Genomic DNA, 13669 nt, shown 5'->3' with positions numbered 1-13669 from the left:
TATTAATGCCTCCCAGTATTTTATATCGATAATTCATTTGCTAAAGCAAAAGTTTCAAAATCAAATTTGTGTTCATTTGATCTGAATATTTCTTCAAATGATGTGTCTGTTAATTCATTGTTGCGGATACCAACACCAATTGCTGTTTTTCCTTCTAGCAATAAGTCTACAGCATGTCCACCTAATCGTGAAGCAAGTACTCTATCTGCGCCACTTGGACTGCCACCACGTTGGATATGGCCAAGTACAGATACACGCGCATCAACATTAATGTACTTTGTCAATTCTTTTGCGCAATCTTCTCCAGACATACAACCTTCTGCAACCATAACAATGGAATGTTTTTTTCCACGTCTTATCCCATTATCAATTTTCTCTGCTACATCTTTAATATCCGTTTCTACTTCTGGGACAATAATTGTTTCTGCCCCAACTGAAAGTCCAGCCCATAGAGCTAAGTCTCCACAATCACGACCCATAACTTCAATGATAAATGTTCTTGCGTGACTTGAGGCCGTATCACGAATTTTATCAACACAATCTATAATGGTATTTAAAGCAGTATCAAATCCTATTGTAAAATCTGAACCATTGATATCATTATCAATTGTACCTGGTACTCCTATCGTTTGAATTTCTTTACATTCTTCACTTATACGTTGAGCACCTCTATAGCTACCGTCTCCGCCGATAACTACTAGTCCTTCAATTCCTCTTTTACGTAAGTTATCTATAGCTTTTTTCCGAACTTCTGCTTCTTTAAATTCAGGACATCTCGCTGAATACAGAAAAGTTCCGCCACGTTGGATTGTATCACCAACAGAACCGAGCTCTAACTTCTCGATATCATCGTTTAATAATCCTTGATAGCCTTGGTAAACACCATAAACTTCAATATTATTATAAATCGCTTTTCTAACAACAGCTCTAATAGCCGCGTTCATGCCTGGTGAATCTCCACCGCTAGTCAACACTGCAATTTTTTTCATGACGACATACCTTTCTAACATGTATTTCTTATTCTAAAAATACCATAAAATCATAGAAGGTGCCATTAAAATAAGGCTTAGTAACTCATGTAAACGTTTTTAATTATTGTAAAAAAACATTTTACAATACGAAAGCGTTTCCTTTTACTTTATCTCATATTGTCAAAACAACTATACTTTATCATACCTTTAACTTCACTTTATTAAACAGACATCTCAATTTTCCATTTTACATTGCTTTATTCAATAAAAATAAGAGCACTAATATGAAATCAAGTATTGAAAACCTGACTCCAATTTCATGCTCTTTGAAAACCTTAGACTATTAATGCTTCATAGCTACTATGTGTACTAAAAAATGTTTTGTTGATGTAAACATTAAGTGCTTTTTAGTTATTCATTAAAAGATCCAATATTTCTAAATTTATCATAACGATCATCTATGATTTGCTGTTCATTAAATGCATTTAATTCACTCAAATGATTTAAAAATGCTTTTTTAATACTTTGTGCTTGCGTTTCAATATCATGATGAGCACCACCAAGTGGTTCTTTTAAAACCTCATCGGCAATTTTCAACTCATATAAATCTTCTGCCGTAATCTTCATTGTTTCGGCAGCTATTTGTGCTAAATTACTATCTTTCCATAGTAATGCAGATGCACCTTCTGGTGAAATAACAGAATAAGTACTATTTTCAAGCATTAATAAACGATTTGAAATACCGAGACCTAAAGCCCCACCGCTTCCGCCTTCACCTATTACAATTGCAATGACTGGCACTTTAAGTGCTGCCATTTCAATGAGATTTTTAGCTATAGACTCACTTTGACCACGTTCTTCTGCTGCTTTTCCTGGGTAAGCACCTTTTGTATCAATAAAAGTGAAAATAGGTCGGTTGAATTTTTCAGCTTGTTTCATTAAACGTAATGCTTTTCTATACCCCTCAGGGTGTGCCATACCAAAGTTACGATAAATATTATCTTTGGTATCTTTTCCCCGCTGTTGGCCAACTACTGTTACTGCTTGGCCATTTAAATATCCAATACCACCAATCATAGCTGGATCATCTCGAAAATTACGATCACCGTGTAACTCAATAAAGGAGTCAAAAATATGTGGTATATAATCTAATGATGTAGGTCTTTCTTGTAAGCGCGCTAATTGTACACGATCCCAAGGCTTTAAATGAGTATATACTTTTTTTGTTTCACGTTCTAAAGACGCCTCAAGCATATCAATTTCTTCCTGTAAGTCCACATCATTTTTTTCTTGTGATTCTTTCAACGATTCAATTTTATTTTTTATTTCAAAAAGTGGCTTTTCAAAGTCAAGCATTCGTTTTCACCTCTTGGTGCATTTTTAGAATATTAGAAAGTGTTACTTTCATTTCTTTTCTATGTACAACCTTATCTAGTTGTCCATGTTCTAATAAAAATTCAGCAGTTTGGAAGTCGTCAGGTAACTTTTCATTAATCGTTTGTTCGATTACACGTCTGCCAGCAAAACCAATGAGTGCTTTGGGTTCACTTAAATTAATATCACCAACTGAAGCAAAACTTGCCGATACGCCACCTGTTGTTGGGTTTGTAATATATGAAATATATAGCAATCCATGATCCATATGTCTTTTTAATGTAACACTTGTTTTACCCATCTGCATTAATGATATGATACCTTCTTGCATTCTAGCACCACCACTAGCAGAAAATAGGATGAATGGTAAACGGTGCTCAGTGCAGTGTTCTATAATTCTGCAAATCTTTTCACCAACAACTGATCCCATGCTCCCCATTCTAAATCGAGCATCCATCACAGCTACACCAAATTCAATGCCGTCTAAATACGCTGTACCAGTAACAACAGCTTCATTTAACTCTGTTTTTTGTTGGTCTTTTTGAATTTTTTCTTCATAACTTGGAAAATCCAATGGATTCGCAGAGGTCATTCCTTTGTCAAATTCTGTGAATGTACCTTCATCAGAAATGGCTTCAATTCTTTTATACGCTGTTAAAGCGATGTGATGATCACAATTGAAACATACGTTTAAATTTTCAGCTAATTCTTTGGTATACATAATCTTTTTACATTTCGGGCATTTCGTCATAATTCCCGCTGGAACATCACTTTGTTTTGAATCGGAAACAGTCACATACTTTTTCTTTTTACTACTTCTATTGAAAAAATCTTTAAACATTTTAAACCTCCACTTAACCATTACTGTCTTTCCAATATTATAAACTCAATATTTTGAGATCAGTATTCATGAATATTATTTATCTAAGTCTGTTAATTTCATTGTTTTATTATAAATTTCTTCTGGATCCATATCTGTTCTTGCTACCCCTGTTTCCATTGCTGCCTTTGCAACCTCTCTAGCAACAGAAGGTGCAACACGTTTATCAAATGGACCTGGAATACAGTAATCTGGATTTAATTCTTCCGGTTTAATTAAGTCTGCAATTGCTTCTACTGCAGCTTGTTTCATCTCTTCATTAATGTGTGTAGCTTCTACATCTAATGCACCTCTGAATATACCAGGAAATGCAAGTACGTTATTGATTTGATTTGGGTAATCAGAACGACCAGTTCCAATTACTTTAGCGCCTGCTTCTTTTGCTACATCAGGGTTGATTTCAGGGTTAGGATTCGCCATTGCAAATATAATTGGATCTTTAGCCATTGACTCAACCATTTCTTTTGTTAATAAATCAGCTACAGAAACACCAATAAATACGTCAGCATCTTTAATTACATCATTTAACGAACCTTCGACTCTATCTCTGTTTGTCCATTTAGCTACAAATGATTTTGTATCATTCATTCCATGGGAACGACCTTCATAAATTGCACCTTTGGAATCACACATAATCATATCTCTAACACCATATGAATACAGTAATTGAACAATTGCCATACCTGCTGCACCAGCTCCGTTAAGCACCACTTTTATATCCGATAATTCTTTATCTATAATGCGCAGCGCATTTATCATACCTGCAACTGTAACAATTGCTGTCCCATGTTGGTCATCATGAAAAACAGGTATTTTTGTTTCTTTTTTCAAACGCTCTTCTATTTCAAAACAACGTGGAGCAGAAATATCTTCAAGATTAATGCCGCCGTAGTTAGGTTCTAATAACTTCACTGTATTAACAATTTCATCTGTATCCGTAGTATTTAGTGCAATTGGTACACCATCTATACCTGAAAAACTTTTAAACAAAACTGCTTTACCTTCCATTACTGCAATACTAGCTTCTGGACCTATGTCACCTAATCCAAGTACAGCTGTACCATCTGTAACAACTGCGACTGTATTTGCTTTCATTGTATATTCAAATACTTTTCTAGGGTCTTCGTGTATTTCTTTACATGGCTCAGCTACACCAGGTGAATACGCTAAACTCAACTCTTCTTTATTGGTCACTTGAACTTTTGGTGTAACTTCTAATTTACCTTGATTTATTCTATGCATTTCTAGTGCGTCGTCTCTTAATGTCATGTAAACCTACCCCTTACATTCAATAATTTTAATCAGTCATATATATTTTTATTACAATCTAACATAAATTACAAATGTTATCGTTAGTATTAAATCCCAAGCATAAGTTGTATGTTAACTTTTGTAATAAAAACATATATTTTACATGAAGGATTGATGCCATCATTTAATATAAACTGATGGTAAGTTTCAACTTAACCATCAGTTTACTATATCATAGTTTATGGACTTGATAAAGTTAAATTATCCTTATATCCCACGGTGAGAACTTAGATATAAGCACTTCAATTTTTTCTTTTTCACGCGAGATAAAACCTATAATTTTAAATTGATTTTGTTTTTCTTGAAAATATTTCACTGGGATATCGTCTGCAGTTTCTTGTGAATTTAACCATTGTTTTATTTCCGATAAACTTTCAATATTTCTTATGATTACTTGTTTCGCATTTGCTAATTTATTGCTCTCAAATGACGCAACATTTTCTATTTGGTTAATAATAAGTTGCTTTTTATTATTTCTATTTTCAAATTTTCCTTTCACGATAAGCGTATCTGTACTGTTTAAATATACTTCAAATTTTTTATATGCGTCTGGGAACACCACACCATCTAAATTGTTAAGACCATCATTTAATGTAATAAATGCCATGTTTTGTCCATTTTTAGTACGAATACGTTTTAACTGGTCGATTTGAACAAAGATTGGTTGATTATCTCTGGCATTATTAAGTTTATAAATACCAAGATATTGTTTTTCTTCAAATGCTTTTTCTACAGGATGTGTAGATACATAAAACCCTAAATATTCTTTTTCATAATCACTTAACACTTGATCTGGTAGCTCTTCTTTTTCTTCATATGTTGTTTTAGGTGTCAACACATCGAAAATAAAACCATCTTGTTCAACATCGGAGACGTCATCTAACACTTGGTCAATAGACTGTAATAAAGTCGCTCTATTTTTACCAAATGTATCAAAAGCGCCGACTAATATTAATGCCTCAAGTAATTTCCTACTCTTTATTCTTTTAGGTATACGACGTGTAAAGTCAAAGAAATCTTTATATGCACCATTACTTTTTCTTTCATCTACAATGAGTTTAACACTTTGATAACCTATGCCTTTAATCGCACCTAAAGATAAATATATACCTTTATTACTTGCTTTATAAAACCAATGACTTTCATTAATATTAGGTGCTAATATATTTAATTGCTGATGTTTCGCTTCATCGATCATTTGTGCCGTCTTTTTTTCGCTACCAATTGAATTACTTAAAATATTGGCATAAAAATAATTAGCATAGTGCACTTTTAAATAACTCATAATATAAGCTATTTTGGAATAGCTCACTGCATGTGCACGTGCAAAGCCATAGTCTGCAAATTTTAAAATCAAATCAAAAATCTGCTTGCTTAATCGTTCATCATATCCGTTACTTAAAGCACCTTCCACAAAATGTTGTCGCTCACTCTCTAATACTGCACGATTTTTTTTACTCATAGCACGTCTTAATATATCTGCTTCACCATAACTAAAATGAGCAAACTTACTCGCGATTTGCATAATTTGTTCTTGATAAATAATTACACCGTAAGTAGTTTTTAATATGGGTTCTAAATCTTTATGCAAATATTGTACTTTTTCAGGGAAGTGTCTTCTTGTAATATAGGTTGGAATTTCTTCCATAGGTCCTGGTCTATACAAAGAAGTTACTGCCACAATATCTTCAAATTGTTCTGGCTGTAATTTTTTCAATACATTTCGTATGCCATCAGATTCTAATTGGAATACACCTGTTGTGTCACCCTGCGAGAGTAACTGAAATACTTTTGGATCATTAAAAGGAATGGATTCAATATCTATATCAATATTCATATCTCTTTTTACTTGTTTAACTATTTGATGAATAATGGATAAGTTTCGTAAACCTAGAAAATCAATTTTTAAAAGGCCAATACGTTCAGCTTCAGTCATGGTCCACTGCGTCAATAACCCCGTATCTCCTAAGGTTAATGGTGTATATTCATATAAAGGATGATCGTTTATAATGATCCCTGCTGCATGTGTTGACGTATGTCGTGGCAATCCTTCTAACTTTTTACAAATTTCAAACCAGCGTTCATGCCGATGATTTCTATGCACAAATTGTTTAAATTCAGTTTTCTCATATGCCTCATCTAATGTAATACCTAATTTATGAGGGATTAAAGATGAGATCTCATTTAATGTTATTTCATCAAAACCCATAATTCGACCTACATCTCTTGAAACTGCCCTCGCTAATAAATGACCAAACGTCACAATGCCAGCAACGTGGTTATCACCATATTTTTCTTGTACGTATCTAATCACTTTTTCTCTATGCGTATCTTCAAAATCGATATCAATATCTGGCATAGTAACACGTTCAGGATTTAAAAAGCGCTCAAATAACAAGTTATATTTAATGGGATCAATCGTCGTAATATCTAATAGATAACTGACTAAGGAGCCAGCAGATGAACCACGACCCGGACCGACTAATACATCATGAGTTTTGGCATAATGGATTAAATCACTAACAATTAAAAAATAATCTTCAAAACCCATGCGTGTAATAATCTCATATTCATGATTAAGCCTGTCATCGTATTTTTGTAATGATGCTTTAGGTAAATTTAGTTGTTTCAAATTTTGTTGGAGAATTTGATAAAGGTAATCTTTAGACGGTTGGTTATTCGGTGTCTTGAATTTAGGTAATAACGATTGATGATATTGTAGTTCAGCATTACAGATGGACGCGATGTAATTTGTATTTTGCCAAATTTGCTCATTTAAATTAAACGCATCCAAATCGGTCCGACTATACATATGTGCATTATAATTATAAACTTCTTTAACCAAATCTAATTTCTCATTATTTTTTATAGCAGCTAAAGCCGTTAAAGTATCCGCATCATCTTCATTTAAATAATTTGTACTTTGCGCCCATACAACTGGAAAATCTAATCGTTGTTGGCTATTGTGATTTACAAATATATCTTCTTTATCAGTGAAATTTTGTAATATACTTTGGTGTGCTTCCGTAACATTTTTAAATATGATAACCAAATGATTAATATATTTATTCAGCCACTCTATTGGCGTTTCAGTCTTCTCTTTCATTTTTATGGCAGAAGATAATTTAAATAAATCTTTTAGACCTTGATTATTTTTAGCAAGTACTATAGTTTCAATTGATGATAAACCATCTGTAAGATAAATCGTCATTCCAAATAAAGGATGGATATTTGCTGCAATACACGCGTCATAAAATTGAGGATAACCATATAAAACGTTTGTATCTGTAATTGCTAACGATGTATAACCTTCTTTCGTTGCTTTCGCAATGACATCTTTAATTTTAATACTTGAATTCAATAAGTCATACGATGTATGAACGTTTAAATGCGCAACCATCAGCAAATACCTCCTTAATCTTACAATTTATTATTTAATGCTTGTGCTAATTCTTCAAATTGCTGCCAATCTGCAACTGAAACACCAGATGCATTCGGATGACCTCCACCACCAAATGCATTAGCAATATCATTAATGACGATACCTTTAGAACGAATGCGACATCTAATTTCGGAACCTTCATCTACCGCAAACACCCATATTTTCAATCCTTGAATATCAGCAATCGCATTGACAAAAAGCGAAGCTTCATTCGCTACAATATCAAATTCCTCAAGTACATCTTTGGTGATTTTCACTTTACAAAAACCTTTTTCATTTAAATCAAAATTCTGTAAAACATGGCCTTGAAAAGGTAATAGTTTTGGATCTTTTTCCCCTAATTTATTCAATTCTTGTTGATGGTTAAATGAATATTTTAATAATTGGCTTGCGACTTCCATAGTATGTGGTGTTGTATTATTAAATAAAAACCGTCCAGTATCTCCTACAATACCTAAATATAATACTCTTGCTACAGAATCATCAATTAGTGATTGATCGTTAAAATGACTTATAAAATCAAAAATAATCTCACTCGTTGATGATGCTTGATCATTCACATAGTTAATATCTCCGTATTGGTCAACTGCTGGATGATGATCTATTTTAACAAGACGCTTGCCAGCATTGAATCTATGGTCACTGATTCTAGGAGAATTAGCAGTATCACATACGATAACCAATGCTTCGTTATATTGGTCATCACTAATATCATCAAAAGTACCGATAAAATCAAGTGACGGTTCTCCTTCTCCTACTGCATAAATATTCTTTTCTGGAAATTTAAGTTTCAAATAATTTTTCATTCCAAGTTGTGACCCATAAGCATCTGGATCTGGTCTTACATGTCTATGTATGATTACTGTTTGAACCGCTTTTATTTCATCCATAATTTGATTAAATTCTATCGTCATTTTTATCTTCCTTTTTTAAAGTTATATATGTGCCTTTTAATCTATCATTTGACAAATAATCATTGCTTTTGCAACTTGTTTACCATCACTTGTCATCGTTACTTCTAATTTTGCAAAATTTCTTCCTACATCTAACATATCATAATGTACATTAATTTCAGATTCAATTTGCACAGTCTTAATGTAAATGATATTTAAACTTTCAATCATTACTTCAAGTTTCTTTAATTTTCGCATTTCATAACGCACAGTTTCTTCAATAATAGCTACAAACACCGCTTTACTCAGTGTACCAAACTGATTTGTAAGTAAAGGCGAAGTTTGTACTTGAATATCATCATTTGCAATTGTAATATGTTTAGCTACTTGATCATTAATGGTTTCGCCTACCTGGGGCTGACGACTCAGTAATTGCATTGCTATCAATACATCTTTTCTTGTAATTACACCAATTAATTTTTTGCTTGGTGAAATCACTGGTAATAATTCGATGCCTTCCCAAATCATCATGTGCGCACAATTTGCTACTGTAGTTGATAGTTGTACATTAAGCGGAGACTTAGTCATAAAATGTGCTAAAGTATCCTTGTCTTCCATTTTAATTATTTCTTTACTCGTAATGATACCAACTAAGCGCCAATGTTCATCAATAACTGGGAATCTGGAGTGACCTGTGCGTTTTGCTTTTTCTTTATAATCGTGCAAAGTCATATTATCAAAAACCACAGTATCTTCATTCACAGATTTCACTATATCTTCGACGACTAATATTTCTTTCCGAATCATTTGATTATACATCGCTCTGTTAATAATATTCGCAACTAAATATGTATCATAATTAGATGATAGTATTGGTAAATCATGTTCATCAGCATATTTGATTATTTCATTGGACGTTCTAAAACCACCAGTAATCAATACTGCACTTCCTCTTTTCAAAGCGGCTAGTTGGACATCTTTTCGATTTCCTACAATCAACAATGTATGTGGACTTAAATACTTTACCACATCTTCAATTTCCATTGCGCCAATAGCAAATTTTGTTAATGTCTTGATGAGGCCATTTCTTCCTCCTAATACTTGTCCATCAATTATTTTTACAATTTCTCCAAATGTAAGTTGTTCAATTTGTTCACGTGTTTTCTTTTCTATTCGGACAGTACCAACTCTATCGATTGTTGCTACTAAACCAATTCTACCGGCATCTTTGATCGCACGATAAGCTGTCCCTTCAGAGACATTTAAATCTTTCGCTATTTTTCTAACAGAAATTTTTTGCCCTACTGCTAAAGATTCGATATAAGATAAAATTTGCTCATGCTTTGTCATTGTAATAACCTCATTTTTGGACATTTTCTATGATATTATAACTTTTTATAACTAAAATTGCGATTTAATCACTTAAAAAATATATTTTAACTTTAATTATGACATATATTCACTAAGATATTAATATCTATAAAACTTTTTACTCTGTTAATATGAAAACATATAATTTTTAATTTGATTTGTGATAAACTCTAATTAGAATAGAATTAAGGAGGGATAGAATAATGTTTAAAAATATTTTACTTGGTGTTGATACAACACTTAAAAATGAAAAAGCACTTAAAGAAGTTTCTAAGTTAGCTGGTGAAGACACTGTTGTAACAATTCTTAATGCAATCAGTGAGCAAGATGCACAAGCATCGATTAAATCTGGTGTTCATTTAGATAAACTCGTTGAAAAACGTAGTAAAGGGTTAGAAAGCACTCGAAATACACTCGATGAGTATGGCATCAAATATGATGAAATCATTGTGCGTGGTAATGCCAAAGAACAATTGGTAAAAGAAGCAAATAGTGGCAAATATGAAATAGTTGTCCTCAGTAACCGTCGTGCCGAAGAAAAGAAAAAATTCGTACTAGGTAGCGTGAGTCACAAAGTTGCTAAAAGAGCAAGCATCCCTGTGCTTATTGTAAAATAGTATAGCGATGTAATGACTGGGATAATCATCTCATTGCAACAAATGGTGCAATCCCATAAAAACAAAGAAAACGCCAATTTCTACTATGATGTTAGTGAAATTGGCGTTTATATTTTAGTATAAACTGTTGATATCGCTATCACTCTAAAGTCGAACTGCGTCACCTGGGTTTAATATCTGTACTTCACCTTCTGAAACAGCTGACTTGAAGTCATCTGGATTTTGTTTGATTAAGTCAAATGTATTGTAGTGAATTGGTACTGTAATTTTAGGTTTAATGAACTGATTAATTGCAAAACTAGCATCATCAATGCCCATTGTGAAATTATCACCAATTGGAATAAAACAAATGTCAACCGGATGACGTTCAGCAATTAATTTCATGTCACCAAATAATCCTGTATCACCAGTATGATAAATCGTCTTGCCTTCTATTTCTAAAATTAGCCCCATCGGCATTCCTAAATATACGGGAATACCATTGTCATCAGTCAAGCTAGAACTGTGAAACGCTTGTACAAACTTAACCGTTCCAAAATCAAATTCTGCTTTACCACCAATATTCATAGGTCTAACATTTTCAACATTTTTAGTAGTCGTTAAATAATCACCTAATTCTGCTGAACCAATAACTGTTGCGTGATTTCTATTTGCTAATTCAATCGTATCACCAAAATGGTCTCCATGACCATGTGTTAAAATAATATAATCAACTTCTAAAGTTTCAGCATCTAAATCGGATAAATCGTTGCCCGTAATAAATGGATCAACAATTACTTTTTTGCCATTCGCTTCAAAATAAATCGTTGATTGTCCGTGAAAAGATAATTTCATATCGATAATTCCTCCCATAAAACTGTTTGTTTTATATATACCACAATTATTAACAGTTATAACACGCTTATATCAAAATACGCGCTTATATTTGATAATTCTTTAATAATTTTAGCAATATACCTTATTTCAACATATTATTTTTGAATTCCTTACACAACTAACATAAAATTAATATAATCATATATTTAGGAGGCAGTAAAAATGAAGTTACAACAAGTTAAAGAATCATTAAAATCACAACAAGCTGACGCAGCATGGATTACTACCCCATTGAACATCTTTTATTTCACTGGCTATTTAAGTGATCCTCATGAACGTTTACTAGCTTTATTAATCAAAGAAAATGGCGATCAAGTCCTATATTGTCCACAATTAGAAGTCGAAGAAGTAAAGGCTTCACCATTTGATGGTGAAATCATTGGTTACCTTGATACAGAAAATGCATTAGATAAATATCCTTTTACTTTCAATAAAATGTTAGTTGAAGCGGCACACTTAACTGTGCAACGTCAACGTGAATTAATCGAAGCTTTTGATGTAAAAGCGTTCGGTGATATTGATCAAACAATAAAATCATTACGTAATGTTAAAAGCGATTCTGAAATTGCTAAAATTCGTAAAGCTTGTGAACTTGCAGATAAATGTATTGAAATTGGGGCAAGTTTCTTAAAAGAAGGTGTGACAGAACGACAAGTTGTTAATCACATTGAATATGAAATCAAAGCTTATGGCGTTAATGAAATGAGCTTTGATACGATGGTCCTATTCGGCGACCATGCAGCGTCACCACATGGTATACCTGGTGACCGTCAATTACAAAATAATGAATTTGTATTATTTGATTTAGGTGTCATTTATGATAACTATTGTAGTGATATGACAAGAACAATTAGATTTGGACAACCTAGCTCAGATGCTCAAAACATATACGATATCGTATTAAAAGCCGAACAAGAGGCAATCGCTGCAATTAAACCTGGTGTACAAATTAAAGATATAGACGCTATTGCTCGAGGTATTATTACAGATGCTGGGTACGGAGACTATTTCCCTCATCGATTAGGACATGGTCTTGGATTAGAAGAACATGAATATCAAGATGTTTCTAGTACAAATACAAATGAATTTGTACCAGGAATGGTTGTAACTGTAGAACCTGGCATCTATGTGCCTGGTGTAGCTGGTGTCCGTATAGAAGATGATATTCTCGTAACTGAAAATGGAAACGAAAGTTTGACAGGTTACGAAAAATGATTAAAGAAGCCGTAGTCGAAACAATCCAACAAGTTGAATATGCGATTGAAAATGGCGCAGATCGTGTTGAATTGTGTGATCACTTACATGTCGGAGGAACCACGCCAAGTATAGGAATGATTGAAATTGCTACTGAAATTTGCAAAGCAAACAACGTAGAAATTGCTGTCATGATTCGTCCACGTGGCGGTGATTTTGTATATAGCCTATATGACTTTGAAATTATGCAGCGAGATATTAAAGCAATTAAATCATTTGATATTGATTATTTTGTATTCGGTTGTTTAACAGATGATAACACATTGAATGAATGGCAAATGAAAACTTTAAAACAACTAGCATCACCGATACCTGTTGTTTGTCATATGGCGTTTGATGAAATACATTTAGAAGGTCAGGTAAAAGCATTACACAAATTAATTGAACTTGGTTTTAGTAGATTATTGACACATGGGGGTCCAGCTGATACTAATATTTTTGACAATTTAAATCAGCTTGGTAAGTTGGTCGTGAATTCTGGAGGAAAGATTGAGATCATGCCCGGTGGCGGTTTAACAAAATCTAATGTTCAAGAACTCATTAGTGCATTCCCTTTTCAAGAGATACACGGTACAAAAATTGTATGACATAACAAATTTACTCGGCACTAAATTTTAATAAATCGTATTAAACCTGAAATTAAAAACTGGTAACCTCTGCTATATAGAAGAGATTACCAG

The 13669-nt window shown here is 33.0% G+C and carries 11 protein-coding genes; 3 read left to right on the top strand and 8 right to left on the bottom strand.

Annotation, left to right across the window (positions count from 1 at the left end; genetic code table 11):
- Positions 1–20: 20 nt before the first annotated feature.
- The 7 genes from pfkA to KA856_RS05915 form a co-directional block, all read right to left on the bottom strand.
- Positions 21–989 (bottom strand): 6-phosphofructokinase, encoded by a 969-nt coding sequence (gene pfkA / locus KA856_RS05945; RefSeq protein WP_019468622.1) that lies wholly within the window; start codon positions 987–989, stop codon positions 21–23.
- Positions 990–1382: 393 nt separating this feature from the next.
- Positions 1383–2327, bottom strand: a complete 945-nt coding sequence (locus KA856_RS05940) for an acetyl-CoA carboxylase carboxyltransferase subunit alpha (protein ID WP_119535442.1) — start codon at positions 2325–2327, stop codon at positions 1383–1385.
- A complete protein-coding gene (accD, locus tag KA856_RS05935) occupies positions 2320–3186 on the bottom strand; it encodes an acetyl-CoA carboxylase, carboxyltransferase subunit beta (protein WP_107383779.1) in 867 nt (288 codons plus the stop codon). The genes KA856_RS05940 and accD overlap by 8 nt, the downstream gene beginning before the upstream one ends.
- A 75-nt stretch (positions 3187–3261) precedes the next feature.
- On the bottom strand, positions 3262–4494 hold the full coding sequence (ystJ, locus tag KA856_RS05930) for an NADP-dependent malic enzyme (protein ID WP_210138552.1): 1233 nt from the start codon (positions 4492–4494) through the stop codon (positions 3262–3264).
- A gap of 238 nt (positions 4495–4732) precedes the next feature.
- Positions 4733–7936: a DNA polymerase III subunit alpha gene (locus KA856_RS05925; RefSeq protein WP_210138551.1), complete on the bottom strand. Its 3204-nt coding sequence runs from the start codon at positions 7934–7936 to the stop codon at positions 4733–4735.
- A gap of 20 nt (positions 7937–7956) precedes the next feature.
- On the bottom strand, positions 7957–8892 hold the full coding sequence (locus KA856_RS05920) for a DHH family phosphoesterase (protein WP_107383782.1): 936 nt from the start codon (positions 8890–8892) through the stop codon (positions 7957–7959).
- Between the two features lie 36 nt (positions 8893–8928).
- A complete protein-coding gene (locus KA856_RS05915; protein ID WP_210138550.1) occupies positions 8929–10221 on the bottom strand; it encodes a DRTGG domain-containing protein in 1293 nt (430 codons plus the stop codon).
- Positions 10222–10445: 224 nt separating this feature from the next.
- Between KA856_RS05915 and KA856_RS05910 the strand changes: the two genes are divergently transcribed.
- The gene (locus KA856_RS05910) at positions 10446–10859 is read left to right on the top strand and encodes a universal stress protein (protein WP_019468615.1); all 414 of its coding nucleotides are present in this window, start codon (positions 10446–10448) and stop codon (positions 10857–10859) included.
- A 144-nt stretch (positions 10860–11003) separates the two neighbouring features.
- On the opposite strand, the gene KA856_RS05905 is transcribed toward KA856_RS05910, so the two are convergent.
- Positions 11004–11693 carry a metal-dependent hydrolase gene (locus KA856_RS05905; RefSeq protein ID WP_119536004.1) on the bottom strand — a complete coding sequence of 230 codons (690 nt, stop codon included), beginning with the start codon at positions 11691–11693 and terminating at the stop codon, positions 11004–11006.
- A gap of 204 nt (positions 11694–11897) precedes the next feature.
- Between KA856_RS05905 and KA856_RS05900 the strand changes: the two genes are divergently transcribed.
- Both KA856_RS05900 and KA856_RS05895 read left to right on the top strand, forming a co-directional pair.
- Positions 11898–12950 carry a M24 family metallopeptidase gene (locus KA856_RS05900; RefSeq protein ID WP_210138549.1) on the top strand — a complete coding sequence of 351 codons (1053 nt, stop codon included), beginning with the start codon at positions 11898–11900 and terminating at the stop codon, positions 12948–12950.
- Positions 12947–13576 (top strand): copper homeostasis protein CutC, encoded by a 630-nt coding sequence (locus KA856_RS05895; protein WP_210138548.1) that lies wholly within the window; start codon positions 12947–12949, stop codon positions 13574–13576. The genes KA856_RS05900 and KA856_RS05895 overlap by 4 nt, the downstream gene beginning before the upstream one ends.
- Positions 13577–13669: the final 93 nt, after the last annotated feature.

The organism is Staphylococcus sp. GDB9P120P (genome assembly GCF_017893435.1).
GTDB lineage: Bacteria > Bacillota > Bacilli > Staphylococcales > Staphylococcaceae > Staphylococcus > Staphylococcus cohnii.
The sequence above is the reverse complement of the archived record's forward strand: the minus strand, read 5'-3'. Positions and strand labels throughout refer to the sequence as shown.

Bases quoted from the DNA above. Each gene is read 5' to 3' on its own strand.
- pfkA (WP_019468622.1), bottom strand. From the start codon at position 989: ATGAAAAAAATTGCAGTGTTGACTAGCGGTGGAGATTCACCAGGCATG.
- KA856_RS05940 (WP_119535442.1), bottom strand. From the start codon at position 2,327: ATGCTTGACTTTGAAAAGCCACTTTTTGAAATAAAAAATAAAATTGAA.
- accD (WP_107383779.1), bottom strand. From the start codon at position 3,186: ATGTTTAAAGATTTTTTCAATAGAAGTAGTAAAAAGAAAAAGTATGTG.
- ystJ (WP_210138552.1), bottom strand. From the start codon at position 4,494: ATGACATTAAGAGACGACGCACTAGAAATGCATAGAATAAATCAAGGT.
- KA856_RS05925 (WP_210138551.1), bottom strand. From the start codon at position 7,936: ATGGTTGCGCATTTAAACGTTCATACATCGTATGACTTATTGAATTCA.
- KA856_RS05920 (WP_107383782.1), bottom strand. From the start codon at position 8,892: ATGACGATAGAATTTAATCAAATTATGGATGAAATAAAAGCGGTTCAA.
- KA856_RS05915 (WP_210138550.1), bottom strand. From the start codon at position 10,221: ATGACAAAGCATGAGCAAATTTTATCTTATATCGAATCTTTAGCAGTA.
- KA856_RS05910 (WP_019468615.1), top strand. From the start codon at position 10,446: ATGTTTAAAAATATTTTACTTGGTGTTGATACAACACTTAAAAATGAA.
- KA856_RS05905 (WP_119536004.1), bottom strand. From the start codon at position 11,693: ATGAAATTATCTTTTCACGGACAATCAACGATTTATTTTGAAGCGAAT.
- KA856_RS05900 (WP_210138549.1), top strand. From the start codon at position 11,898: ATGAAGTTACAACAAGTTAAAGAATCATTAAAATCACAACAAGCTGAC.
- KA856_RS05895 (WP_210138548.1), top strand. From the start codon at position 12,947: ATGATTAAAGAAGCCGTAGTCGAAACAATCCAACAAGTTGAATATGCG.